Genomic DNA, 25,725 nt, shown 5'->3' on the forward strand with positions numbered 1-25,725 from the left:
CCCCTTTTTCAGAACACAATGTCGTTGGCGCTGGTGATGGCCAGCACCACGCCGGTGATGATCACGCCGAACAGCGCGCCGATCAGCAGGATCGCCAGCGGCTCGATCAGCGCCAGGACCTTGCGCATGCGCGAACGCCCCAGCCCCTCGTAGAGTTCGGCGAGGCTGTCGAGCATCTCGGCCAGACGCCCGGACCTTTCGCCGACGCGCACCAGATTGCCGCCCGTAGCGGTGATCGCCCTGCGCAGTTCCAATGCCTCGGACAGGGAAGTCCCGCCCCTCACGTCCTGGGTGACCCTTTCCAGCAGCTCGCGTTGCAGACCGATGCGCACGCCCGCGCTGGCCAGGCGCAGGGCCTCGACCAGCGCCACGCGGTTGCCCAGCAGGGTGCCGAGGACCTTGGCCCACTGGGCGATCTCCGCCTGCAACAGCCAGTCGCCGAGCAATGGCAAACGCAACAAGCCGTTGAGGAAGCGGCCGCGAACCTTCTCGCTCCTGGCCAACGGCAGCCCCAGGGCACCCAGCAGCAGGCCGGCGAGCAGCAGCGGCAAGGCATTGGCCTTGCTCCAGACGCCGGTGCTGAGCACTGCCCAGGCCAGCCAAGGCAGCTTGTCGGCGTGCTCCAGCAGGTTGGCGAACTTGGGCACGACGAAGACGAACATCACCATGACCGCCCCGATTCCGCTGAGCACCAGCACGCTCGGGTAGATCAGAGCGTTGCGCACTTCCTCGCGGGTGCGCCGCTCGTACTCCATCTGCGTCACGCAGTCCCGCAGCGCCGCCGCCAGGTTGCCGGTCAGCTCGCCCGCCGCCACCAACTGGTAGGCGTAACGCGGCAGGGGCAAGCCAGCTGTCTCCAGCACCTGAGGGAAGGAACGTCCCTGGCGCAGGCCTTCGCTCATGCTCTGCAGCGCCGCGCAGAGGCGTGGATGGCTGCTCGAGCGCTCCTGGGCGGAGACCGCATCGGCCAGGGCGACGCCCGCCCCCAGCAGGGTCGCCAACTCGTGCAGGGCCATGTTCAATTCTTCCGCGCGCAGGCGCCGGCGCCCGGGTTGCAGCGCACGCTGGCCCGCCTCCAGGCTCAGAGGCGTCAGGCCCTGTGCCTCCAGTTGGCGAAGCGCGTCGCTGTGAGAACCAGCATCGAGGTCGCCACTGCAACGCCGGCCTTGCCGGTCCACTGCCTGGTATTCGAAGCGCATGCCGTTAACCGCTGGTGACCCGATGTACCTCGTCCAGCGAGGTCAGGCCCAGCCAGGCCTTGATGAAGCCGTCTTCGCGCATGCTGCGGAAGCCCTGGCTGGCCGCCAGCCGGCGCATCTGTTCGACGGGCGCCTGTTGCAGGATGAGCGCCTGCAGTTCGGGGCCGACGTCCACCATCTCGTAGATTCCCAGCCGCCCGTGATAGCCCGTGCCCTGGCACTGCTCGCAGCCCTTCGCGCGGAGCCAGTTCGGTGCCTGCCCGGGGTAGAGGCGCTGGATCGCCGCATCCAGCGCGGCCTTGTCCTCTGCCGCCAGGCCGGGCTCGCAGGGCTCCGCGCAATGCCGGCACAGGGTGCGCACCAGGCGCTGGGCCTGGACGCCGCGTACCGGCGAGGCGACCAGGAACGGCTCGATGCCCATGTCGATCAGGCGGGTGAAGGCGCTGAGCGAATCGTTGGTGTGCAGCGTGGAGAACACCAGGTGGCCGGTGAGGGACGACTGCACGGCGATCTCCGCCGTCTCCAGGTCGCGGATCTCGCCGATCATGATCACGTCCGGGTCCTGGCGCAGGATCGAGCGCAGGGCGGCGGCGAAGGTCAGGCCGATGTCGGCGTGGGCCTGGACCTGGGTGATGTTCGGCACCTGGTACTCGACCGGGTCCTCCACCGTGATGATCTTGCGGATGCCGTCGTTGATGGCCTCGAGCGTGCCGTAGAGGGTCGTCGACTTGCCGGAGCCGGTGGGCCCGGTGACCAGCACGATGCCGTGGGGCTCGGCGATCCAGGCGCGCATCAGGTCCAGGTGGTCCGCCAGCATTCCCAGGCGGTCCAGGCGCAGACCTTCGCGGGCCTTGGGCAGCAGGCGCATCACCACCGACTCGCCATGCACCCCGGGCAGCGTGGAAACGCGGACGTCCATGTCCTGCCCGCCCACTCTGGTGCTCATCCGCCCGTCCTGGGGTAGGCGCCGCTCGGCGATGTCGATGGCGGAGATCAGCTTGATCCGCGAGACCACCGCGGCGAAGCGCTCCCGCGGCAGACTCAGCTGCGACTGCAGGACGCCATCGATGCGGAAGCGGATATGGAAATTGAATTCGCGCGGCTCGATGTGGATGTCCGAGGCGCGTTTCTCCACCGCCTGGCTCATGACGTTGTTGACCAGCTCGACGATGGGCGCCTCCTCCGCCATTTCCCGCAGCTGGCGGATGTCGTCGGAGGCGAAGCGCAGCCCCTCGCGGCTCTCCTGCTGCAGGCGCTCCTTGAGCAGCTCCAGCCAGGCGTCGAGATCCTGGGAGCGGCACAGCACCGTGCGCAATGGCTGCCCGGGATGGAAATAGCGCAGGACCTCCAGGACGAAGGACGCCATCGGGTCACGGGAAGCGACCAGCAGGCCGCCCTGGGCATCGTTCCAGACGACCACCTGTTCGGCGACGAACCATTCCACACCGATGGAGGTCGCTTCGAGGAAGGCCAGCAACTCGGCGTTGCCGGGGGCCTCCAGGTCCACGCCCACCAAAGGCAGGCGCAGTTGTTCGGCGAGCACTTCCAGCAGGGCCGCCTCCGAAACACCGCCCGAGCGCAGCAATAGCGCCCCAAGGCGCCCGCCGATCCTGGCCTGCAGTTCCAGCGCGCGCTCCAGCTCCTGGGCGTTGCACAGGCCGCGCTCGATGAGCATCTGCCCCAGCGGGCGGGCATCGGCAACGACCGCCGGCACGGTGTCGGCGAGCGGTTCAGAGGACATCGGCGAAACCGTCCTTCATACGCCGGAACCACAGCCAGCCCAGCACCGCCAACAGACAGGCTATGGCGGCATAAGCCAACTGGACGCCCATCGGCGGCATCGGCATGCCGAACAGGCAGGCCCTCACCGCTTCCACCGGAACGCTCAGCGGATTGAGTAGCAGGTAGGGGCGCAAGGCTTCCGGCAAGGCGCTCACGGGGTAGAACACCGGGCTGAGGAACAGCAGCAATACGAGAAGAAACTGGATGAACTGGCTGGTATCGCGGAAATAGGCGCCGAACACGGCGATGATCCAGCTGAGGCCGCACACGCACAGCACGAAGGGCAGCAGGACCAACGGCAGGTAGAGGATGCTCCAGCCCAGCGGTTGCCCGAGCCAGGGCATCAGCAGGAGCAGTACGAGAAAGCCGATGACGGCGTTCGACAGGGCGGAGAGTGCCAGCGAAAGCGGCAGGAGTTCTAGCGGGAAGACCAGCTTCTTCACCTGGTTGCGGTGATTGTGCATCACCGTGACCGCGCGGGACAGGCTGTCCGCCAGCATGCCGTGGAGCAGCAGCCCGGCGAAGAGCGTCAAGGCGAAGGAGGCCGTGCTCTGCTCCGCCCCCCAGCGCGACTTGAGCACCTGGCCGAAAACGAAGGTGTAGACCGCCAGCAGCAGGAAGGGCGACAGCAGCAGCCACAGCCGCCCGAACAGGGCCCCCTGGTAGCGTGCGAGGATTTCCCGCCGGGTCAGTGCGAGCAACAACTGGACCCACGCGCCCTGCGAGGAATGCAGTGCGGCGGGGACGGGACTGTCGGACAAGGGGCCTCCACGCTATTCACGGCCCGCTCGGGTCGAGCGGGCGCTATTGAACAGCGCGGAAGTTTGGCAGCCCGGGCAAGACGTCTCTAGAAGAAACGTCCTCAGCATCAAGAGGAATCATCCTCAGAAATATCTTCAAGCACGCGACGCCGAAAACTGCCGCAGCTGAAGGATTCCCAGGCCTCAGTCGGTCAGACCGAGCCTCTCGACTTCACCAAGAATGCTGTCCACCACCGCCTCGATGCTCATGCTGGTGGAATCCACCACGATGGCGCCTTCGGCCGGTTTCAGCGGGGCCACGCTGCGCTGGCTGTCGCGTTCGTCGCGGGCGCGGATTTCCTCGGTGAGCGCGGCCATGTCGCAGTCCACGCCCTTGCCCTTGAGCTGCAGGTAGCGGCGGCGGGCGCGCTCTTCGGCCGAAGCGGTGAGGAAGATCTTCAGCGGCGCGCCGGGAAACACCACGGTGCCCATGTCGCGGCCGTCGGCCACCAGGCCCGGGGCTTCGAGGAAGGCGCGCTGGCGCTGCAGCAGGGCGTCACGCACCGCCGGCAGCGCGGCGACCTGGGAGGCGCCGGCGCCGACCTGTTCGGTGCGGATGGTGTCGGTGACGTCTTCGCCTTCGAGGATGATGTGCTGGCCCTCGCCGCCCTTGGCGTGGGTGAACTGCACGTCCAGGTGCGCGGCCAGGACCTTGAGGGCTTCCTCGTTGGTCAGGTCGATGCCGTGGTTGCCGGCGGCGAAGGCCAGCAGGCGGTACAGCGCGCCGGAGTCCAGCAGGTTCCAGCCCAGGCGCTTGGCCAGGATGCCGGCCACGGTGCCCTTGCCGGAGCCGCTGGGGCCGTCGATGGCGACCACCGGCCAGGCCGCGGCGAAGTCGGAGGCGGCCATCAGTTGCCCTCCTCCGCCACGCGGATGCCGGCGCCCGCGGCCAGTCCGAGGAAGTTCGGGAAGGAGGTGGCGACGTTGGCGCAGTCGTGGATGCGGATCGGCGCCGAGGCGCGCAGCGAGGCCACGCTGAAGGACATGGCGATGCGGTGGTCGCCGTGGCTCCAGACTTCGCCGCCGCCGTAGGGGCCGCCGTCGATGATGATGCCGTCCGGGGTCGGCTCGCATTTCACGCCCAGGGCCAGCAGGCCGTCGGCCATGACCTGGATGCGGTCGGACTCCTTCACCCGCAGCTCTTCGGCGCCGCGCAGCACGGTACGACCTTCTGCGTTGGCGGCGGCGACGAACAGCACGGGAAACTCGTCGATGGCCAGGGGCACCAGGTCCTCGGGGATGTCGATGCCTTTCAGCCTGGCCGAGCGCACGCGCAGGTCGGCCACCGGCTCGCCGCCCACTTCACGCTGGTTCTCCAGGGTGATGTCGGCGCCCATCAGCTTGAGGATGTCGATGACGCCGGTACGGGTCGGGTTGATGCCGACGTGTTCGAGGACGATCTCCGAACCTTCGGCGATGCTCGCCGCGACCAGGAAGAAGGCCGCGGAGGAGATGTCCGCCGGTACTTCGATGTTGGTGGCGCTGAGCTTGTGGCCGCTTTCGACCTTGGCGGTGCTGCCTTCCACCTCCACCGGGTAGCCGAAGCCGCGCAGCATGCGCTCGGTGTGGTCGCGGGTAGGGGCCGGCTCGGTCACCGAGGTTTCACCGACGGCGTAGAGGCCGGCGAGCAGCAGGCAGGACTTCACCTGGGCGCTGGCCATGGGCATGTCGTAGTGCATGCCGGTCAGCTTCTGGCCGCCCTTGATGGTCAGCGGCGGGCGCCCTTCGGCGGCGGTCTCGATCACCGCGCCCATCTCGCGCAGCGGCTTGGCCACGCGGTTCATCGGGCGCTTGGTCAGCGAGGCGTCGCCGGTCAGGGTGCTGTCGAACGGCTGCGCCGCCAGCAGGCCGCTGAGCAGGCGCATGGAGGTGCCGGAGTTGCCCAGGTAGATGGGGCCCGGCGCCGGTTTCAGGCCGTGCAGGCCGACGCCATGGACGATCACGCGGCCGTGGTGCGGGCCTTCGATGACCACGCCCATGTCGCGGAACGCCTGAATGGTAGCCAGGGCGTCCTCGCCCTCGAGGAAGCCTTCCACCTCGGTGGTGCCTTCGGCCAGGGAGCCGAGCATGATCGAGCGGTGGGAGATGGACTTGTCGCCCGGAACGCGTACGCGCCCGGACAGGCGGCCACCCGGCTGGGCCAGGTAAATCAGGTCGTTGTTGTGCATGGCGTCCACATAGGCCCGGCGGGCCAGGATTTTGCTGAAATGTTCACGGGCGACGCGGGCGCGGGTGAACACGCCCATCAGTTGCTGCCCGTCCCCTGCATCGACGGCCTCGCGCAGGGCATCGAGGTCGTCGCGGAAAACGTCGAGGATGCGCAGCACCGCCTTGCGGTTGGCAAGGAAGATGTCGTGCCACATCGTCGGGTCGCTGCCGGCGATCCGCGTGAAGTCGCGGAAGCCGCCGGCGGCATAACGGAAGATTTCCAGATTTTCGCTGCGCTTGGCCAGCGAGTCGACCAGCGTGAAGGCCAGCAGGTGCGGCAGGTGGCTGGTGGCGGCGAGCACTTCGTCATGGTGCTCGACTTCCATCAGCTCGACGTCCGCGCCCAGCTCGCGCCACAGTGCCTCGACGCACTGGACCGCGTCCGCATCGGCATTATCCAGCGGCGTGAGGATGACTTTATGACGGCGGAACAGTTTGCCGTTGGCCGCTTCCACCCCGCTCTGCTCGGAGCCGGCGATGGGATGGCCGGGAACGAAGCGCGCCGGCATCTCGCCGAAGGCGACCCTGGCCGCGCGCACCACGTTGCCCTTGGCGCTGCCGACGTCGGTGAGCACGGCGTGGCCGAGGTCGAAGGTGGCCAGTTCGGCGAGCACCTTCTCCATGGCCAGGATGGGCACGGCGAGTTGGATCACGTCGGCGTCGCGGCAGCCTTCGCGCAGGCTCTCCTCGCAACGGTCGACTACGCCCAGCTGCACCGCCAGGCGGCGCGTCTGCGGGTCGCGATCGACGCCGACCACTTCTTCGAACAGGCCTTTCTCGCGCAGCCCCTTGGCGAAGGAGCCGCCGATCAGGCCCAGCCCCACCACCACCAGGCGGCGGAGCTTGCGCGGCATCACCTCAGGCACGGGCGAGCACCTTGGCCAGGGCTTCGAGGAAGCGTGCGTTCTCTTCCGGCAGGCCGATGGAGATGCGCAGGTGCTGCGGCATGCCGTAGCCCCCCACCGGGCGCACGATCACGCCTTCCGCCAGCAGGGCCTGATAGACCGGGCCGGCGTCGCGCTGCAGGTCGACGGCGAGGAAGTTGCCCTTGGACGGAGTCCAGGCCAGGCCCAGGGCGCGCAGGCCGTCCTGCAGCTGCTGCATGCCGGCGTCGTTGATGCGCTTGCCCTCGGCCAGGTAGTCGGCGTCGTCCAGCGCGGCGCAGGCGGCGGCCAGGGCCAGGCTGTTGACGTTGAACGGCTGGCGCACGCGGTTGAGCACGTCGGCGATCTGCGCCGAGGAGATGGCGTAGCCGACGCGCAGCGAAGCCAGGCCGTAGGCCTTGGAGAAGGTGCGCGAGACCAGCAGGTTCGGGTAGCGGGCCAGGTACGTCAGGCCGTCGGGCAGTTCGTCGCCCTCGGCGTACTCGATGTAGGCCTCGTCCAGCACCACCAGGACGTTTTCCGGCACGCGGGAGAGGAATTGCTCCAGCGCGTCCGGACCGAACCAGGTGCCGGTGGGGTTGTTCGGGTTGGCGATGAAGACCACGCGGGTGCTGGCGTCGATGGCCGCCAGCATGGCTTCCAGGTCATGCCCCCAGTCTTTCGCCGGCACCGCCCTGCCCTCGGCGCCGACGGCCTGGGTGGAGATCGGGTAGACGGCGAAGGCGTACTGGCTGAACACGGCGTTCAGGCCCGGCGCTAGGTAGGCGCGGGCGACCAGGTCGAGGATGTCGTTGGAGCCGTTGCCGAGGGTCACCTGGGCAGTGGTCACGCCGCAGCGGGCAGCCAGCTTGCTCTTCAGCTCGAAGCCGTTGCCGTCGGGATAGCGGGTCATTTCCGCCAGTTCGCCGCGGATCGCTTCCAGCACCTTGGCGCTGGGGCCCAGCGGGTTCTCGTTGCTGGCCAGCTTGACGATCTTCGCCGGGTCCAGGTTCAGTTCGCGGGCCAGTTCGTCCACCGGCTTGCCCGGCACGTAGGGCGAGAGTTTCTGTACGCCCGGCTGGGCCAGGGCGAGGAAGTCGCAAGACATTTTTTCAGCTCCGCTGGAGCCGAAAGCCGAAAGCTGGAGGCTTGAAGCTGGAAGCGACCGCGCGACTCCAACTTCCAGCTTCGGGCTTCCGGCTTCCAGCCGCTTGTTAGAGTACCGCCTTGGGATAGGAGCCCAGCACCTTCAGCGCCACGGCTTCGCCGTTGATCTTCTCCAGCACGTCCTTGATCAGCGGGTCCTTGTGGTGGCCGACGAAGTCGATGAAGAACACGTAGGTCCACTTGCCGCTGCGCGACGGGCGGGTCTCGATGCGCGTCAGGTCGATGCCGTTGGTGTGGAACGGCACCAGCAGTTCGTGCAGCGCGCCGGGCTTGTTGCGCATGGAGACGATGATCGAGGTCTTGTCGTCGCCGGTCGGCGGCACTTCCTGGCTGCCGATGATGAGGAAGCGCGTGGAGTTGTCCGGGCGGTCCTCGATCTTCTCGTGCAGCTTGTCCAGGCCGTACAGGCTGGCCGCCATGTCGCCGGCGATGGCCGCGCTGTTCCACTCGCTCTTCACCCGCTTGGCGGCGTCGGCGTTGCTCGGCACCGCCACGCGCTCGACGTTCGGGTAGTGCGCGTCCAGCCACTTGCGGCACTGGGCCAGGGACTGGGCGTGGGAATAGATGCGGGTGATGCTGTCGGTCTTAGTGTTCTCGCCCACCAGCAGGTGGTGGTGGATGCGCAGCTCGACCTCGCCGCAGATCACCATGTCGTGCTCGAGGAAACTGTCGAGGGTGTGGTTCACCGCGCCTTCGGTGGAGTTCTCCACCGGCACCACGCCGAAGTTCACCGCGCCGGCGGCCACTTCGCGGAACACTTCGTCGATGGCCGCCATCGGCGTGCTGATCACCGCATGGCCGAAGTGCTTGAGCGCAGCGGCCTGGGTGAAGGTGCCCTCGGGGCCGAGGTAGGCGACCTTGAGCGGCTGCTCCAGGGCCAGGCAGGAGGACATGATCTCGCGGAACAGCCGCGCCACTTCCTCGTTGCCCAGCGGCCCCTTGTTCAGCTCCATGATGTGCTTGAGCACCCAGGCCTCGCGCTCGGGCCGGTAGAACACCGGCTTCTCGCCCTCGGCCAGGGACTGCATCTTCACCCGCGCCACGTCGGTGGCGCAGCGGGCGCGCTCGCTGATCAGCTCGAGGATCTTCTCGTCGAGGCTGTCGATGCGTACGCGCAAAGCCTTGAGCTGGTCAGCGTCGCTCATCAGCCGTGCTCCTTCTCGAACTCGGCCATGTAGGCCACCAGGGCCTCGATGGCGTCCAGGCCCAGGGCGTTGTAGATGGAGGCGCGCATGCCGCCCACCGAACGGTGGCCCTTGAGGTTGAGCAGGCCACGGGCGTCGGCGCCGGCGAGGAAGGCCTTGTCGAGCTTCTCGTCGGCCAGGCGGAAGGGCACGTTCATCCAGGAACGGGCGCTGGGCTGGATCGGGTTGGTGTAGAAGTCGCTGGCGTCGATGAAGGAGTACAGCAGGTCCTTCTTGGCGCGGTTGCGCTTCTCCATGGCCTCGACGCCGCCCTGCTCCTTCAGCCACTGGAAGACCAGGCCGGAGAGGTACCAGGAATAGGTGGCCGGGGTGTTGTACATGGAGCCGTTGTCGGCGGCGACCTTGTAGTTGAGCATGGTCGGGCAGATGCTGCGGGCGCGGCCGAGCAGGTCTTCGCGGACGATGACCACCACCAGGCCGGAAGGGCCGATGTTCTTCTGCGCGCCGGCGTAGATCAGGCCGAACTTCGACACGTCGACCGGGCGCGAGAGGATGTCCGAGGACATGTCCACCACCAGCGGCACGTCGCCGACCTGCGGAATCCAGTCGAACTCCAGGCCGCCGATGGTCTCGTTGGACGCGTAGTGCAGGTAGGCTGCGTTCGGCGTCAGGTTCCACTCGTTCTGCCCGGGGATGGCGAAGTAGTCGTACTTGGAGGCGCTGGCGACCACGTTGACGTTGCCGAAGCGGCGCGCTTCCTCGATGGCCTTCTTCGACCAGATGCCGGTTTCCACGTAGTCCGCCACGCCGTCTTCGGGCAGCAGGTTCAGCGGAATCTCGGCGAACTGCTGGCTGGCGCCGCCCTGGAGGAACAGCACCTTGTAGTTCGACGGCACGCCCATCAGGTCGCGCAGGTCCTGCTCGGCCTTCTCGGCGATGGCCACGTAGTCGTCGCTGCGGTGGCTCATCTCCATGACCGACAGGCCCTTGCCCTGCCAGTCGAGCAGCTCTTCGCGGGCGCGCTCCAGCACCTCGGTGGGAAGCGCAGCTGGACCTGCGCAGAAGTTATAGGCTCGCTTGCTCACATCCACTCTCGCTAATCAGTCTTCGCTGGCCTGCGGCGCTTCCTCGGCCGCGGCTTCGCCTGCTTCTTGATTCTCGTCGAACGCTTCGTCGTCCACGACTTCGCCCTCGACCACGGTCGGCTCCTGCACCCGCTCCAGGCCCACCAGGGTCTCGTCGGCGGCCAGCTTGATGAGGATCACGCCCTGGGTGTTGCGGCCTGCGCCGCGGACTTCGTCGACGCGGGTGCGGACCAGGGTGCCCTGGTCGGAAATCAGCATGATCTCCTCGCCGTCCAGCACCTGCACGGCGCCCACCAGCTTGCCGTTGCGCTCGTTGATGACCATGGCGATCACGCCCTGGCCGCCACGGCCGCGGCGCGGATAGTCGGCCAGCGGGGTGCGCTTGCCGTAGCCGCGTTCGGAGGCGGTGAGGATCTGCGCCTCGCGGCATTCGGGGATCAGCATGGAGATGATGCGCTGGTCTTCGGCCAGGCGCATGCCGCGCACGCCACGGGCGTTGCGGCCCATGATGCGCACCTTGCTTTCCTTGAAGCGGATCACCTTGCCGGCGTCGGAGAACATCATCACGTCCTTCGAGCCGTCGGTGATGGCGGCGGCGATCAGCGAGTCGCCCTCCTCCAGCTTCAGCGCGATCAGGCCGTTGGAGCGCGGCTTGGTGAACTGGATCAGCGGGGTCTTCTTCACGGTGCCTTTCATGGTGGCCATGAAGATGTACGCGCCGGTCGGCTCGTCCTGGCTGAAGTCGGCGTCGTCGCCCTCTTCGGCCTCTTCGGCTTCCACCACCTCGGCGACCTGCTCGGCGACCACGTCGTCGTCATCGCCCTCCTCGCCGGCGAACTGGGCGCGCACGGCTTCCAGGTCGATCTGCAGCATGGCGGTGATGCGTTCGCCTTCGTCCAGCGGCAGCAGGTTGACCAGCGGACGGCCGCGCGCGGTGCGCGAGGCTTCCGGGATCTCGAAGGTGCGCAGCCAGTAGACCTTGCCCTTGCTGGAGAACAGCAGCAGGGTGGCGTGGCTGTTGGCCACCAGCAGGTGCTCGATGTAGTCCTCGTCCTTCACCCCGCTCGCCGACTTGCCCTTGCCGCCGCGGCGCTGGGCCTCGTAGGCGGCCAGCGGCTGGGACTTGGCGTAGCCGCCGTGGGAGATGGTCACCACGCGCTCTTCCTCGGTGATGAGGTCGGCGATGGTCAGGTCCACCTGGGAGGCGACGATCTCGGTGCGGCGGGCGTCGCCGAACTCGGCCTTGACCTTCTCCAGCTCCTCGCGGATGACTTCCATCAGGCGCTGCGGGTTGGTCAGGATGCGGATCAGCTCGCCGATCAGGGCGAGGATTTCCTGATATTCGGACAGGAGCTTCTCGTGCTCCAGGCCGGTCAGGCGGTGCAGGCGCAGTTCCAGGATGGCCTGGGCCTGCTCCGGCGACAGGTAGTACTTGCCCTCGCGCAGACCGTACTGCGGGTCCAGGTCTTCCGGACGGCAGGCATCGGCGCCGGCGCGCTCGACCATGGCTTCCACCGCGCTGGATTCCCAGGCGGTGGCGATCAGGCGTTCCTTGGCCTCGGCCGGGGTCGGCGAGGTCTTGATCAGTTCGATCACCGGGTCGATGTTCGACAGCGCGACCGCCTGGCCTTCGAGGATGTGGCCGCGCTCGCGGGCCTTGCGCAGCTCGTAGACGGTCCGCCGGGTCACCACTTCGCGGCGGTGGCGGATGAAGACTTCGAGCATGTCCTTGAGGTTCAGCGTGCGCGGCTGGCCGTCGACCAGGGCCACCACGTTGATGCCGAACACGCTCTGCAGCTGGGTCTGGGCGTAGAGGTTGTTCAGCACCACCTCGCCGACTTCGCCGCGGCGCAGCTCGATGACCACGCGCATGCCGTCCTTGTCGGACTCGTCGCGCAGCTCGGTGATGCCCTCGATCTTCTTCTCTTTCACCAGCTCGGCGATCTTCTCGATCAGCCGCGCCTTGTTCAACTGGTAGGGCAGCTCGGTGATGATGATCTGCTGGCGGTTGCCGCCCTTCTCCATGTCCTCGATATCGGCGCGGGCACGGATGTAGATGCGCCCGCGGCCGGTACGATAGGCCTCGATGATGCCGGCGCGGCCGTTGATGATGCCGGCGGTCGGGAAGTCGGGACCGGGGATGTACTGCATCAGCTCGTCGACGGACAGCTCGGGGTTGTCCATCAGCGCCAGGCAGCCGTCGATCACCTCGCCCAGGTTGTGCGGCGGGATGTTGGTGGCCATGCCCACGGCGATGCCGCTGGAGCCGTTGACCAGCAGGTTGGGGATCTTGGTCGGCATGACCGCCGGGATCTGCTCGGTGCCGTCGTAGTTGGGCACCCAGTCGACGGTTTCCTTGTCCAGGTCCGCCAGCAGCTCGTGGGCCAGCTTGGCCATGCGCACTTCGGTGTAGCGCATGGCCGCGGCGTTGTCGCCGTCCACCGAACCGAAGTTGCCCTGGCCGTCCACCAGCATGTAGCGCAGCGAGAAGGGCTGGGCCATGCGCACGATGGTGTCGTACACCGCGGTGTCGCCGTGCGGGTGGTATTTACCGATCACGTCGCCGACCACACGGGCGGATTTCTTGTAGGGCTTGTTCCAGTCGTTGCCCAGTTCGCTCATGGCGTACAGGACGCGGCGGTGCACGGGCTTGAGGCCATCGCGTGCATCGGGCAGGGCACGACCGACGATCACGCTCATGGCGTAATCGAGGTAGGACTGTCGGAGTTCGTCTTCGATGTTGACCGGGAGGATTTCTTTGGCCAGTTCGCCCATGAGAAGCCTGGTTCCTTTTGCAGATGGAACTCCGCCTCGCCCGTCCCGAGCCCGGCGGAGTGCGACAGCGCCATCAGAACGCCATCGACTCACAACAAATCAACGACTTAGGTCAATGATCCGCGCAATCGACGGGGCCAGAAAAAGGCCCCACTGAGAACCGTCGGAGCTTACCACAAGCCCGGGGGAACACCTATCCCCGCCGGGCGCCCTCAATGCAGGCGCTTGCGGCTCATCAACTGGGCCATGCGCTCGGTGTCCGGACGCTCGACGACGCCGCGTTCGGTCACGATGGCATCGATCAGGTCGGCCGGGGTCACGTCGAACACCGGATTGTAGGCATCCACCTCGGCGGCTATCCGCTTGCCGCCGATTTCCAGGAGTTCGCGGCCGTTGCGCTCCTCGATGGGGATGTCCTCGCCGCTTTCCAGGTTCATGTCGATGGTCGAGCTGGGCGCCACCACCATGAAGCGCACGCCGTGGTGCATGGCGTTGATCGCCAGCTGGTAGGTGCCGATCTTGTTCGCCACGTCGCCGTTGGCGGTGATGCGGTCGGCGCCGACGATGACCCAGGTGATGCTCTGGGTCTTCATCAGGTGCGCCGCCGCGGCATCGACGTTGAGGGTGACCGGCACGCCCTCGTTGGCCAGTTCCCAGGCGGTCAGGCGCGCGCCCTGCAGCCAGGGGCGCGTCTCGTCGGCGTAGATGCGCTCGACCAGGCCCTCCAGGTGCGCCGCGCGGATCACCCCCAGGGCGGTGCCGAAGCCGCCGGTGGCCAGGGCGCCGGTGTTGCAGTGGGTGAGGATCTTCTGCGGGCCGGAGTGCTGCTTGCGGATCAGCTCGACGCCGAGCTGGGCCATGGTCAGGTTGGCCTCGCGGTCGCTCTCGTGGATGGCGATGGCTTCGGCTTCCAGCACCTGCAGCGGGTCGTCGCCCGGCTTCAGGCGTTCGAGGCGCTCGCGCATGCGGTTCAGCGCCCAGAACAGGTTGACCGCCGTGGGCCGCGACTCGGCCAGCACGCGGAAGTCGTCCTCCAGGGCCTCGCGCCAGGCGCCGCCGTTGTTCAGGCGGGCCTGCAGGCCCAGCACCAGGCCGTAGGCCGCGGCGATGCCGATGGCCGGGGCACCGCGCACCACCATCTGGCGGATGGCCTCGGCGACGCCGGCGGCGCTGTCGTAGCTCAGCCAGGTTTCCTCCAGCGGCAGCAGGCGCTGGTCGAGCAGACGAAGGGTGCCCTTGCGCCAATCAATGGCCGTGACCCGCTCGGCCGCCAACAGTCGCTCACGCATGGAACACCTCGTTCTTCTATCAGGTCCGGGCGCGCCGGGCGGCGCGCCGATATCGAGCCCGGCCAGGGCCGGGAAAACCCGCGAGTATAACGAGCCGCAGGCCAAGGCGCTCGGGTATACTGCCGACCACCCGTTCCCGCGCCGCAGGAAGCGCCCCATGCCCGACGCCAAAGCCCCTCTCGACCTGCTTCTGCTGCCGACCTGGATAGTCCCGGTGGAACCCGCCGGCGTGGTCCTGCGCGACCATGCGCTGGGCATCCGCGACGGCCGCATCGCCCTGCTCGCCCCGCGCGCCGAGGCCCTGCGCCAGCCGGCGGCGGAAACCCGCGAGCTGCCGGGCATGCTGCTCGCCCCGGGCCTGGTCAACGCCCACGGCCACGCCGCCATGAGCCTGTTCCGCGGCCTGGCCGACGACCTGCCGCTGATGACCTGGCTGCAGGAGCACATCTGGCCGGCCGAGGCGAAGTGGGTGGACGAGGACTTCGTGCGCACCGGCAGCGAGCTGGCCATCGCCGAGCAGATCAAGGGCGGCATCAGCTGCTTCTCGGACATGTACTTCCACCCGCGGGTGACCTGCGAGGCGGTGCACGACAGCGGCATCCGCGCCCAGGTGTGCGTGCCGGTGCTGGACTTCCCCATGCCCGGCGCCCGCGACGCCCAGGAGGCGATCCGCCAGGGCGTGGCGCTGCACGACGACCTTAAGCACCACCCGCGCATCCGCGTGGCCTTCGGCCCGCACGCGCCCTACACGGTCGGCGACGACAAGCTGGAGAACGTGCTGATGCTGGCCGAGGAACTCGACGCCGGCATCCAGATGCACGTCCACGAGACCGCTTTCGAGGTCCAGCAGGCCCTGGAAAAGAGCGCCGAGCGCCCGCTGGCCCGGCTGCACCGCCTGGGCCTGCTGGGGCCGCGCTTCCAGGCCGTGCACATGACCCAGGTGAGCGACGAGGACCTGGAGCTGCTGGTGGAAACCAACAGCTCGGTGATCCACTGCCCGGAATCCAACCTCAAGCTGGCCAGCGGCTTCTGCCCGGTGGAACGCCTGTGGCAGGCCGGGGTCAACGTCGCCATAGGCACCGACGGCGCGGCCAGCAACAACGACCTCGACCTGCTCGGCGAAACCCGCACTGCCGCCCTGCTGGCCAAGGCCGTGGCCGGCCAGGCCACCGCCCTGGACGCCCACCGCGCGCTGCGCATGGCCACCCTGAACGGCGCCCGCGCCCTGGGCCTGGAGCAGGAAATCGGCTCTCTGGAGCTGGGCAAGTCCGCGGACCTGGTGGCCTTCGACCTCTCCGGGCTGGCCCAGCAACCGGTCTACGAGCCGGTTTCGCAACTGATCTACGCCAGCGGCCGCGACTGCGTGCGCCACCTGTGGGTCAGCGGCAAGCAGCTGCTGGACGCCGGCCGCCTGACGCGCCTGGACGAGGGCCGCCTGGCCGCCGAGGTCGGCGCCTGGGGCCGGCGCATCGCCGGCGCCTGAACACTGCCGGGCGCGGCTGCGACAATCTGTCATGCCGCGCCCATCCGCCGCGCGAAGCTGGCATCATAGTCGGCCTGCGCGCCACGATTTCCCATGATTTGCAACGAAGGTACGCCATGAGCAACGTCGACCACGCCGAGATCGCCAAATTCGAGGCACTGGCCCATCGCTGGTGGGACCGCGAGAGCGAGTTCAAGCCGCTGCACGACATCAACCCGCTGCGCGTCAACTGGATCGACGAACGCGCCAGCCTGGCCGGCAAGAAGGTGCTGGACGTCGGCTGCGGCGGCGGCATCCTCAGCGAGGCCATGGCCCAGCGCGGCGCCAGCGTCCTGGGCATCGACATGGGCGAGGCGCCGCTGGCAGTGGCCCAGCTGCACCAGCTGGAATCCGGGGTGCCGGTGGAATACCGGCGCATCACCGCCGAACAGCTGGCCGAGGAAATGCCCGGGCAGTTCGACGTGGTCACCTGCCTGGAAATGCTCGAGCACGTGCCCGACCCGGCCTCGGTGATCCGCGCCTGCCACAAGATGGTCAAGCCCGGCGGCCAGGTGTTCTTCTCCACCATCAACCGCAACCCCAAGGCCTACCTGTTCGCCATCGTCGGCGCCGAGTACGTCATGCGCCTGCTGCCGCGCGGCACCCACGACTTCAAGAAGTTCATCCGCCCCTCCGAGCTGGGCGCCTGGTCGCGCGATGCGGGCCTGGCGGTCAAGGACATCGTCGGCCTGACCTACAACCCGCTGACCAAGCACTACAAGCTGGCCGACGACGTCGACGTCAACTACATGATCCAGACCCTGCGCGAGGAATGACGGCGATGCAGCTCAGAGCGGTTCTCTTCGACATGGACGGCACCCTGCTGGACACTGCGCCGGACTTCATCGCCGTGTGCCAGGCCATGCTCGCCGCCCATGGCCGCGCGCCGATCGACGCCCAGCGCATCGCCGACGTGGTCTCCGGCGGCGCCCGCGCCATGGTCGCCGCGACCTTCGACATGGACCCCGAAGCCCCCGGCTTCGAGACGCTGCGCCAGGAATTCCTCGACCGCTACCAGGACCACTGCGCGGTCTACAGCCGCCTGTACGACGGCATGCCGGAGCTGCTGGAAAGCATCGAGCGGGCCAACCTCATCTGGGGCGTGGTGACCAACAAGCCGGTGCGCTTCGCCGAACCGATCATGCAGCAGCTGGGCCTGGCCGAGCGCTCGGCGGTGCTGGTCTGCCCGGACCACGTGACCAACAGCAAGCCCGACCCGGAGCCGCTGCTGCTGGCCTGCAGCCAACTGGGCATCGACCCGGCGCAGGTGCTGTTCATCGGCGACGACCTGCGCGACATCGAGTCCGGCCGCGCCGCCGGCACCAAGACCGCGGCGGTGCGCTACGGCTACATCCACCCCGAGGACAACCCCGCGCACTGGGGCGCCGACGTGATCGTCGACCACCCGCGCGACCTGCTGGCTGTGCTCGACCGCGCGCTTTGTTCCTGTTGAGCTTGAAGCTGGAAACCTGAAGCCGGAAGCGCTCTGCCGCTCGACTTCAAGCTTCCGGCTTCAGGCTTCCAGCGCTCCCAAGGAGTTTCCATGTTCGACTATTCCGCCCGCCCCGACCTGCTCAAGGACCGGGTGATCCTGGTCACCGGCGCCGGCCGCGGCATCGGCGCCGCCGCCGCGCGGGCCTATGCCGCCCACGGCGCAACCGTGCTGCTGCTGGGCAAGAGCGAAGAAAACCTCAACCAGACCTACGACCAGATCGAGGCCGCCGGCCACCCGCAGCCGGTGGTCATCCCCTTCAACCTGGAAACCGCCCAGCCGCACCAGTACGACGAGCTGGCGGCGACCATCGAGAAGGAATGCGGCAAGCTCGACGGCCTGCTGCACAACGCCTCCATCCTCGGCCTGCGCTCGCCCATCGAGCAGATTTCCGGGGAAAACTTCATGCGCGTCATGCAGGTCAACGTCAACGCCGTGTTCATGCTGACCCACGCCATGCTGCCGCTGCTCAAGCTGACCAGCGACGCCTCGGTGATCTTCACCTCCAGCAGCGTCGGGCGTAAGGGCCGCGCCTACTGGGGCGCCTACGCGGTGTCCAAGTTCGCCACCGAGGGCCTGATGCAGGTGATGGCCGACGAGTGCGACGGCACCAACGCCGTCCGCGCCAACAGCGTCAACCCCGGCGCCACCCGCACCAGCATGCGCGCCATGGCCTACCCCGGCGAGAACCCGGCGAACAACCCGGCGCCGGACGAGATCATGCCGGTCTACCTGTACCTGATGGGCCCGGACAGCATCGGCGTCAACGGCCAGGCCTTCGACGCCCAGGCCTGACCGGCGCGGGGCGGCGCGACAGCCGCCCCGCCGGTTTTCCGACTACGCCCGAGGAAATCCCCCACGCATTCCTCGGAAAGTTCGCCATCATTTTGACATCCCACCCTCCGGGGCACTCCCAGCCTACGGAACCAAGCCCGCGCCAGACGGTCCCTTGAGCCGTCAGAACAGAACTTTTCGCGGGTTGGCACGAAAATAGCTCAGCCCTCACTGTCGCCGTTTTGCGCCAGAGGTCGCCACGCGTCATGGCCCCGCCCAAGCAGTCCAACACCATCGATTTCGATACCGCCAAGCTCCAGCGCCTGAGCCAGGTCGAGAGCGGCCGCCCGCGCGGCCGGCGCCCGGCCAGCCTGACGGACGTGCGCCGGCAACTCGCCGTGCAGTTGCAGACCAGCCTCGAGACCGAACGCGTCCTGGGCCTGTTCTTCCAGGAGATCCAGGCGCTGCTGCCGCTGGACTACCTGAGCTACCAGAACGGCAGCGCCGACCTGCGCCTGGAGTTCGGCGAAGCGGCCAGCCACGGCGCCACCTACAACCTCAACCATGCCGGGGAATACCTGGGCGAGCTGGCCTTCCGCCGCCGCCGCCCCTTCGACGAGACCGAGCTGGGCCAGCTGGAAAGCCTGATCGCCAGCCTGCTCTACCCGCTGCGCAACGCCCTGCTCTACCGCGCGGCCATCCAGGCCGCCCTGCGCGACGCGCTGACCGGCACCGGCAACCGCATCGCCATGGACCAGGCCCTGGGCCGCGAGGTCGAGCTGGCGCGGCGCAGCCTGCAGCCGCTGTCGGTGCTGATGCTCGACCTGGACCACTTCAAGCGCATCAACGACCAGTATGGCCACAGCCACGGCGACGAGGCCCTGCGCTGCGTGGCCAGGGCGATCAAGGCCAGCCTGCGCAACGTCGACATGGTCTTCCGCTTCGGCGGCGAGGAGTTCCTCGTGCTGCTGTCCAACACGCCCAGCAGCAGCGCCGCCCAGGTCGGCGAAAGGCTGCGGCATGCCATCCAGGAGCTGGACTTTGCCGTCGATGGCAAGCCGGTGCCGCTGTCCGTCAGCCTCGGCTGCGCCACCCTGATCGCCGGCGAGCGCGTCGACGACCTGCTGCACCGGGCCGACGCCGCGCTCTACGCGGCCAAGCGCGACGGCCGCAACCGCCTGGCCTGCGCTGGCTGAGCGGACTTTCCGGAAGACGAAAAAAAGGGCTCCGCGGAGCCCTTTTTTCATGCCTGACGCTTAGCGCTTGAAGCCCGGGCGCATGCCGTCGCCGGCCGGCTGCGGGCGGCGCTTGTTCAACGGCTTGCGCGCCACCGGCTTGGACGGGCGCTCGTCACGCTCGGCGCTCGGCTTGGCCGGACGCGAACGCGGCGCTTCGCCGGCCGGGGCCTTGCCACGGCCTTCCGGACGCGGCGCGCGGGCCGGGCGCTCGGAATCCTGACGCGGGCCACGGGCCGGGCGGTCGGAGTCCTTGCGCGGGCCGCGAGCCGGACGATCCGAATCCTGGCGTGGAGCACGAGCCGGACGATCAGAGTCCTGGCGCGGACCACGGGCCGGGCGATCCGAATCCTGGCGCGGACCACGAGCCGGACGATCCGAGTCCTGGCGCGGACCACGAACCGGACGGTCGGCATCCTGGCGCGGACCACGAACCGGACGGTCGGCATCCTGACGCGGAGCGCGAGCCGGGCGGTCGGAGTCCTGACGCGGCCCTCGGGCGGGACGCTCGCCGGCCACCGGACGCGGACCACGGGCCGGGCGCTCGCCGCCGAAGGATTCCTTGCGCTGGCGGTTGCCGCGACCGGCATCCGGGCGCTCGCTGCGCGCCAGCGGCTTGGCCAGCTTGCGCTGCTGGCGTTCGAGCTTGTCCTTGGCCTTGGTGGTCATCTCCGGCAGTTTCACCGGCTTCAGGCCGACCTCCTCGCTGAGGATGTCCAGCTCGCGCTGGTCCATCTCGCGGTAGCGGCCCATGGTCAGCTCGGAGGTGAGGAACACCGGGCCGAAGCGCACGCGCTTCAGGCGGCTCACCACCACGCCCTGGGATTCCCACAGACGACGCACTTCGCGGTTGCGGCCTTCCATCACCACCACGTGGTACCAGTGGTTGAAGCCTTCGCCGCCGGGCGCCTGCTGGATGTCGCTGAACTTGGCCGGGCCGTCTTCGAGCATCACGCCGGCTTTCAGGCGCTCGATCATCTCTTCGTCGACTTCGCCGCGCACGCGCACGGCGTACTCGCGGTCCATCTCGTAGGACGGGTGCATCAGGCGGTTGGCCAGCTCGCCGTCGGTGGTGAACAGCAGCAGGCCGGTGGTGTTGATGTCCAGGCGACCGACGTTGATCCAGCGGCCGCTGCGCAGGCGCGGCAGGCGGTCGAACACGGTCGGGCGGCCTTCCGGATCGTCGCGGGTGCAGACCTCGCCCTCGGGCTTGTTGTAGATCAGCACGCGGCGCACGTGCTCTTCGGCCTGCTCGCGGCGGATCAGGTGCTCGTCGACGGCGATGGCGTCGTGGCTTTCCACGCGCTGGCCGAGGCTGGCGACCACGCCGTTGACCTTGACCCGGCCTTCCTCGATCCAGGCCTCGACGTCACGGCGCGAGCCGACGCCCAGACGGGCCAGGACCTTCTGCAGCTTCTCGCCGGCGGGGGAAATTTCGGTGGTTTCGTGCGTGTCGTTCATCTGGGCACCTCCCGGTGTGTCATGCAACGAAGAAAAAGGTCGCGCATCATACGCGCTTGGGCGCGGCAAAGCACCGTCCGTGATCGGGAAAGCCTAGCCGCTTTTGCCATTCGCGCCGCTTTCAGGGGGAAACCGAGTTGAGCGACCAATCCGCCTTCACCGGCGCCAAGCTGGCGCTGTTCCACGACGGCCACCTGGTGGTCTACCTGCGCGACGAGAAACCCGGTATCCCCTTCCCCGGCTGCTGGGACTTTCCCGGCGGTGGCCGCGAAGGCCAGGAAACCCCGGCCGAATGCGCGTTGCGCGAGTTGGAGGAGGAGTTCGCCATCCGCCTGGGCCAGGAGCGCATCGAATGGCAGCGCCGCTACCGCGCCACCCACGGCCCGGCGCCCTGGGCCTGGTTCCTGGTGGCGCGGCTGCGGGCGGCGGAGTTCGCGGCGATCCGCTTCGGCGACGAGGGGCAGTATTGGCGGCTGATGGCAGTGGAGGAGTATCTCGGGTTGGATGAGGGGGAGGCGGTGCCCTATCTGCAGGATCGGTTGCGGGATTATCTGGAAGAGGGTCTTTCGTAGGAGCGAGCTTGCTCGCGAACGGGGTTTCCCGGTGGCGTAGGTGCCGGGTTTAAGAGCACCCTCTCCCCAGCCCTCTCCCTGAAGGGAGAGGGGGCTAGACCGTGCCGAGAAGAAGCATGGTCTCAGCCGGCAACCGCTGCGCGTACCGGCTGACTCAGGAACACCAGACCGCTCCGAACGGTCCCCTCTCCCTTCAGGGAGAGGGTTAGGGAGAGGGCGTTCTTCAGGGCAAGCACCGAAGCCACCGGCAGATCCCCGTTCGCGAGCAAGCTCGCTCCTACGAAGAGCCCCATAAAAAAGCCCGGCACAAGGCCGGGCACGTCCGATCGTGGGACAGCTCAGTGTGATTCGAGCAGCGCCAGGGCCTCGCGCGACAGGCGCTCGACCTCAGCCCAGTCTCCGCTGGCGACCGCGGCCCTGGGCAGCATCCAGGTGCCCCCCACGCACATCACGTTGTCCAGGCGGTAATAGTCGTTCAGGTTGTCCGGCCCCACCCCGCCGGTGGGGCAGAAGCGCACCTCCGGGAAGGGGCCGGCGAAGGCCTTGAGCGCTTCCACGCCGCCGCACACCTTGGCCGGGAACAGCTTGAAGCGGCGCAGGCCGTGGCGGTAGGCGGCCATGATCTCGGAGGCGGTGGCCACGCCGGGCAGCAGCGGCACCGGGCGGCTCACCGCGTGCTGCAGCAGTTCCTCGGTGCAGCCGGGGGTGACGATGAACTGCGCGCCGGCCTCTTCCGCCTGGCGGAAGGTTTGCGGGTCCAGCACGGTGCCGGCGCCCACGCACAATTCCGGGCGCTGCTCGGCCAGGGTGCGGATGGCGGTCAGGCCCAGCGGGGTGCGCAGGGTCACTTCCAGCACGGTGATGCCGCCGGCGGCCAGGGCGTCGGCCATGGGCAGGATGTCCTGCTCGCGATCGATGGTGATCACCGGCAGGATGCGGGCGCGCTCGGCGAAGGCGTCGATGCGCTGGATGTGGGAATCGAGACTCATGTTGCGGTAACTCCGTGCCTCAGGGGCACCAGTGGATCGACAGGGGAGCGCGGAGGAAGGCGCTCACCGGCATGCTTGCTTCGTCTTCGGCGGCCAGCGCGGCCTTCAGGGTGGCCAGCTTGGCCTCGCCCTGGATCGCCAGCAGTTGCACCCGCGAGGCGGCCAGCAGCGCGCGGCTGAGGGTCAAGCGCTGGTGCGGCACGCTCGGCGCCCAGGCCGGCAGGCAATGGCGCGCGCCGGCCGGGTCGAGGACCTCGGCCAGGCCCGGGCTGGCCGGGAACAGCGAGGCGGTGTGGCCGTCGTCGCCCATGCCCAGCACCAGCACGTCGATGGGCAGGGCCAGCTCGGCGACCTGGCGGTCGGCGATGGCCGCCGCTTCCTCCAGGCTCGGCGCCGAGTGATACAGGCCGCAGAACAGCGCCTTGGCCGCCGCGCCCTTGAGCAGGTGGCGGCGCACCAGGCCGGCATTGCTGTCCGGATGGACTTCCGGCACCCAGCGCTCGTCGGCGAGGGTCACGGTCACCTTGTCCCAGTCGAGGACTTCGCCGCTCAGGGCTTCGAAGAAGGCCACCGGGCTGCGCCCGCCGGACACCGCCAGCAGCGCGCGGCCGCGCTCGGCGATGGCCCCGCGCAGTTGTTCGGCCACATTGGCGGCCAGGCCGCGGGCCTGCGCCACCGGGCTTTCCCAGGCCGTCCAGCGCACGCCGGCCGGCAGTTTCAGATCAATGGTCGCCATACCAGTCCTTCCCGTCTCTCGCGATCAGCGCCACGGCCGCCTGGGGTCCCCAGGTGCCGGCGGCGTAGGGTTTGGGGGCATCGCCCAGGCGTTCCCAGCCGGCGATCAGGTGGTCGCACCACTTCCAGGCGAACTCCACTTCGTCCTTGCGCACGAACAGGTACTGGTTGCCCTGCATCACTTCCAGCAGCAGCCGCTCGTAGGCGTCCGGCACGCGCGCGGCCTGGTACGCCTCGGAGAAGCTCAGTTGCAGCGGCCCGGTGCGCAGCTGCATGCCCTTGCCCAGGCCCTGGTCCTTGGTCATCACCTGCAGGGAGATGCCCTCGTCCGGCTGCAGGCGGATGATCAGGCGGTTGCTGATCAGCGAACGCTGCTCCGGGGCGAAGATGTAGTGCGGCGGGTTCTTGAAGTGGATGACGATCTGCGACAGCTTCTGCGGCATGCGCTTGCCGGTGCGCAGGTAGAAGGGCACGCCGGACCAGCGCCAGTTGCGGATGTCCACGCGCAGGGCGACGAAGGTCTCGGCGCCGCTCATGCGGTTGGCGTGTTCCTCTTCCAGGTAGCCGGGCACCGCCTTGCCGTCGATGAAGCCGGCGGTGTACTGGCCACGCACTACGCGGCCGGCCAGTTGCTCCGGCGGGATCGGCTCCAGCGCGCGCAGCACCTTGACCTTCTCGTCGCGGATGCTGTCGGCGGAGAGGTCGCTGGGCGGGTCCATGGCGATCAGGCAGAGCAACTGCAGCAGGTGGTTCTGCACCATGTCGCGCAGCTGGCCGGCCTGGTCGAAGTAGCCCCAGCGGCCTTCGATGCCGACCTTCTCGGCCACGGTGATCTCCACGTGGGAGATGTGGTTCTGGTTCCACTGCGTCTCGAACAGGCTGTTGGCGAAACGCAGGGCGATGAGGTTCTGTACCGTTTCCTTGCCCAGGTAGTGGTCGATCCGGTAGATGCGGTTCTCCGGGAAGAACTTCGCCACCGCCTCGTTGACCTCGCGGGAGGACGCCAGGTCGTGGCCGATGGGCTTCTCCAGCACCACCCGGGTGCGTTCGGCCAGGCCGAGGGCGGCGAGGTTCTCGCAGATGCCGCCGTAGACCGCGGCCGGGGTGGCGAAATAGGCCACCAGCGGCAGGCCGGCGGGCACCGCGTCGCGCAACGCCGGGTAGGACGCGGCATCGAGGAAGTCCATGCTCAGGTAGCTCAGGCGCTGCTGGAAGCGCGCCCAGACGGCGTCGTCCCATTCGCGCGCCGGCACGGCCAGGCGCAGGCGCTTCTCGAGGGTGGCCAGGTGGGCGGCGGGGTCGCCCTCGTCGCGGGCCAGGGCGAGGATGCGGGTGTCGCCGTGGAGCAGGCCTTCACGGTCGAGCTGGTAGAGGGCGGGGATCAGCTTGCGCAGGGCGAGGTCGCCCAGCGCGCCGAACAGCGCCAGGGTGCAAGGCAGAACGCGGACATCAGGCATTTGTTGTTACCAAACAGATTTTGAGGAACATTTGCCGAATACACCGGGCCATTAAGGCAAAAATGTAGTAATTAAACAACATATTTTTCCCAAGACGCGGTCCTGTTGGTCGTCTGCCGACCTGACGTTAGGATAGCGCCGCTGGCCGCAGGTACGTCCCCGGCCGTCGATTGCCCCGCCGGGGCCACCAAGGAGAACGGATGAAGAACCTGCTGGAGCAGATCCAGACGCGCCTGGAAGACTTGAACAAGGCCGAACGCAAGGTCGCCGAGGTGATACTGCAGAACCCGCAGCAGGCCACCCGCTTCAGCATTGCCGCGCTGGCCCAGGCCGCGAGCGTCAGCGAACCGACGGTGAACCGCTTCTGCCGTTCCTTCGGCATGAGCGGCTACCCAGAGCTGAAGATCCAGTTGGCGCAGAGCCTGGCCAGCGGCGCGGCCTTCGTCACCCAGGCAGTGGCCGAGGACGACGGCCCCGAGGCGTACACGCGGAAAATCTTCGGCAGCACCATCGCCTCGCTGGACGCCGCCTACAAGCTGATCGACCCGCGCGCCGTGGACCGCGCCGTGGACCTGCTGATCCAGGCCCGGCAGATCCACTTCTTCGGCCTAGGCGCCTCCAGCTCGGTGGCGCTGGACGCGCAGCACAAGTTCTTCCGCTTCAACCTGGCGGTGTCGGCGCAGAGCGACGTGCTGATGCAGCGGATGATCGCCTCGGTGGCGCACACCGGCGACCTGTTCGTGGTGATCTCCTACACCGGCCGCACCCGCGAGCTGGTGGAGGTGGCGCGCCTGGCGCGGGACAACGGCGCCTCGGTGCTCGGCCTGACCGCCGCCGACTCGCCGCTGGCCAAGGTCTGCACCCTGACCCTGGACATCCCGCTGCCGGAAGACACCGACATCTACATGCCGATGACCTCGCGGATCATCCAGCTGACGGTGCTCGACGTGCTGGCCACCGGCGTGACTCTGCGCCGCGGCGTGGACTTCCAGCCGCACCTGCGCAGGATCAAGGAGAGCCTGGTGCCGACGCGCTACCAGTTGGACGAGGAAGACTGACGCCCCGCCGCGGTGATTTTGCAGGCGCGGATTCATCCGCGATTTCGGCGCAGGGGATCGACCGATCGCGGACGGAGTCCGCTCCTGGAGCACCGTCGTAGGATGGTGTTGAGCGAA

General features: G+C 68.2%; 21 protein-coding genes. 7 read left to right on the forward strand and 14 right to left on the reverse strand.

Annotated elements, in window-relative coordinates; translation table 11 throughout:
* Positions 1 to 8: 8 nt before the first annotated feature.
* The 10 genes from FG99_RS04520 to mtnA all read right to left on the reverse strand — a co-directional run bounded on the left by FG99_RS04520 (position 9) and on the right by mtnA (position 14,313).
* Positions 9 to 1,199, reverse strand: coding sequence for a type II secretion system F family protein (locus FG99_RS04520; protein WP_043267569.1), 1,191 nt, complete (start codon positions 1,197 to 1,199; stop codon positions 9 to 11).
* 4 nt (positions 1,200 to 1,203) lie between these two features.
* Positions 1,204 to 2,940, reverse strand: coding sequence for a GspE/PulE family protein (locus FG99_RS04525; RefSeq protein WP_051878437.1), 1,737 nt, complete (start codon positions 2,938 to 2,940; stop codon positions 1,204 to 1,206).
* Positions 2,930 to 3,742 carry an ABC transporter permease gene (locus FG99_RS04530; protein WP_043267570.1) on the reverse strand — a complete coding sequence of 271 codons (813 nt, stop codon included), beginning with the start codon at positions 3,740 to 3,742 and terminating at the stop codon, positions 2,930 to 2,932. Before FG99_RS04530 ends, FG99_RS04525 begins: the two co-directional genes overlap by 11 nt.
* A gap of 183 nt (positions 3,743 to 3,925) precedes the next feature.
* On the reverse strand, positions 3,926 to 4,630 hold the full coding sequence (cmk, locus tag FG99_RS04535; protein WP_009620966.1) for a (d)CMP kinase: 705 nt from the start codon (positions 4,628 to 4,630) through the stop codon (positions 3,926 to 3,928).
* Positions 4,630 to 6,843, reverse strand: coding sequence for a bifunctional prephenate dehydrogenase/3-phosphoshikimate 1-carboxyvinyltransferase (locus tag FG99_RS04540; RefSeq protein WP_043267964.1), 2,214 nt, complete (start codon positions 6,841 to 6,843; stop codon positions 4,630 to 4,632). The genes cmk and FG99_RS04540 overlap by 1 nt, the downstream gene beginning before the upstream one ends.
* A gap of 4 nt (positions 6,844 to 6,847) precedes the next feature.
* Positions 6,848 to 7,960, reverse strand: a complete 1,113-nt coding sequence (hisC, locus tag FG99_RS04545; RefSeq protein ID WP_043267573.1) for a histidinol-phosphate transaminase — start codon at positions 7,958 to 7,960, stop codon at positions 6,848 to 6,850.
* A 106-nt stretch (positions 7,961 to 8,066) separates the two neighbouring features.
* A complete protein-coding gene (gene pheA / locus FG99_RS04550; RefSeq protein WP_043267575.1) occupies positions 8,067 to 9,164 on the reverse strand; it encodes a prephenate dehydratase in 1,098 nt (365 codons plus the stop codon).
* Positions 9,164 to 10,249 (reverse strand): 3-phosphoserine/phosphohydroxythreonine transaminase, encoded by a 1,086-nt coding sequence (serC, locus tag FG99_RS04555; protein ID WP_043267577.1) that lies wholly within the window; start codon positions 10,247 to 10,249, stop codon positions 9,164 to 9,166. Before serC ends, pheA begins: the two co-directional genes overlap by 1 nt.
* 15 nt (positions 10,250 to 10,264) lie before the next feature.
* Entirely contained in the window at positions 10,265 to 13,024 is a 2,760-nt protein-coding gene (gene gyrA / locus FG99_RS04560) for a DNA gyrase subunit A (protein WP_043267578.1), read from the reverse strand.
* 212 nt (positions 13,025 to 13,236) lie between these two features.
* Positions 13,237 to 14,313 (reverse strand): S-methyl-5-thioribose-1-phosphate isomerase, encoded by a 1,077-nt coding sequence (mtnA, locus tag FG99_RS04565; RefSeq protein WP_043267580.1) that lies wholly within the window; start codon positions 14,311 to 14,313, stop codon positions 13,237 to 13,239.
* 157 nt (positions 14,314 to 14,470) lie between these two features.
* Here mtnA and FG99_RS04570 point away from each other — a divergent pair, with 157 nt between their 5' ends.
* The 5 genes from FG99_RS04570 (at position 14,471) to FG99_RS04590 (ending at position 19,297) form a co-directional block, all read left to right on the forward strand.
* Positions 14,471 to 15,796 (forward strand): TRZ/ATZ family hydrolase, encoded by a 1,326-nt coding sequence (locus FG99_RS04570; protein WP_009620950.1) that lies wholly within the window; start codon positions 14,471 to 14,473, stop codon positions 15,794 to 15,796.
* A 116-nt stretch (positions 15,797 to 15,912) separates the two neighbouring features.
* Entirely contained in the window at positions 15,913 to 16,611 is a 699-nt protein-coding gene (gene ubiG / locus FG99_RS04575; RefSeq protein WP_043267582.1) for a bifunctional 2-polyprenyl-6-hydroxyphenol methylase/3-demethylubiquinol 3-O-methyltransferase UbiG, read from the forward strand.
* On the forward strand, positions 16,608 to 17,288 hold the full coding sequence (gene mupP, locus FG99_RS04580; RefSeq protein WP_141766271.1) for an N-acetylmuramic acid 6-phosphate phosphatase MupP: 681 nt from the start codon (positions 16,608 to 16,610) through the stop codon (positions 17,286 to 17,288). Before ubiG ends, mupP begins: the two co-directional genes overlap by 4 nt.
* A gap of 90 nt (positions 17,289 to 17,378) precedes the next feature.
* Positions 17,379 to 18,122 (forward strand): YciK family oxidoreductase, encoded by a 744-nt coding sequence (locus FG99_RS04585; protein ID WP_043267586.1) that lies wholly within the window; start codon positions 17,379 to 17,381, stop codon positions 18,120 to 18,122.
* A gap of 245 nt (positions 18,123 to 18,367) precedes the next feature.
* The gene (locus FG99_RS04590; RefSeq protein ID WP_043267588.1) at positions 18,368 to 19,297 is read left to right on the forward strand and encodes a GGDEF domain-containing protein; all 930 of its coding nucleotides are present in this window, start codon (positions 18,368 to 18,370) and stop codon (positions 19,295 to 19,297) included.
* Between the two features lie 60 nt (positions 19,298 to 19,357).
* Here the strand turns inward: FG99_RS04590 and rluB are convergent, their stop codons facing one another.
* The gene (rluB, locus tag FG99_RS33150; RefSeq protein WP_043267590.1) at positions 19,358 to 20,797 is read right to left on the reverse strand and encodes a 23S rRNA pseudouridine(2605) synthase RluB; all 1,440 of its coding nucleotides are present in this window, start codon (positions 20,795 to 20,797) and stop codon (positions 19,358 to 19,360) included.
* Between the two features lie 137 nt (positions 20,798 to 20,934).
* Here rluB and FG99_RS04600 point away from each other — a divergent pair, with 137 nt between their 5' ends.
* Positions 20,935 to 21,369: an NUDIX hydrolase gene (locus FG99_RS04600; protein ID WP_043267592.1), complete on the forward strand. Its 435-nt coding sequence runs from the start codon at positions 20,935 to 20,937 to the stop codon at positions 21,367 to 21,369.
* A 338-nt stretch (positions 21,370 to 21,707) separates the two neighbouring features.
* Here the strand turns inward: FG99_RS04600 and FG99_RS04610 are convergent, their stop codons facing one another.
* The 3 genes from FG99_RS04610 to zwf are packed head-to-tail and all read right to left on the reverse strand — an operon-like array spanning position 21,708 to position 24,550.
* Positions 21,708 to 22,358, reverse strand: a complete 651-nt coding sequence (locus FG99_RS04610) for a bifunctional 4-hydroxy-2-oxoglutarate aldolase/2-dehydro-3-deoxy-phosphogluconate aldolase (protein WP_043267596.1) — start codon at positions 22,356 to 22,358, stop codon at positions 21,708 to 21,710.
* A 19-nt stretch (positions 22,359 to 22,377) separates the two neighbouring features.
* Positions 22,378 to 23,094 (reverse strand): 6-phosphogluconolactonase, encoded by a 717-nt coding sequence (gene pgl / locus FG99_RS04615; protein ID WP_043267597.1) that lies wholly within the window; start codon positions 23,092 to 23,094, stop codon positions 22,378 to 22,380.
* Complete coding sequence (zwf, locus tag FG99_RS04620) at positions 23,081 to 24,550, reverse strand: glucose-6-phosphate dehydrogenase (RefSeq protein ID WP_043267599.1); 1,470 nt, start codon at positions 24,548 to 24,550, stop codon at positions 23,081 to 23,083. Before zwf ends, pgl begins: the two co-directional genes overlap by 14 nt.
* 200 nt (positions 24,551 to 24,750) lie before the next feature.
* Between zwf and FG99_RS04625 the strand changes: the two genes are divergently transcribed.
* Positions 24,751 to 25,608: a MurR/RpiR family transcriptional regulator gene (locus FG99_RS04625; protein ID WP_009620931.1), complete on the forward strand. Its 858-nt coding sequence runs from the start codon at positions 24,751 to 24,753 to the stop codon at positions 25,606 to 25,608.
* Positions 25,609 to 25,725: the final 117 nt, after the last annotated feature.

This window comes from Pseudomonas sp. AAC (assembly GCF_000725445.1).
GTDB lineage: Bacteria > Pseudomonadota > Gammaproteobacteria > Pseudomonadales > Pseudomonadaceae > Pseudomonas > Pseudomonas citronellolis.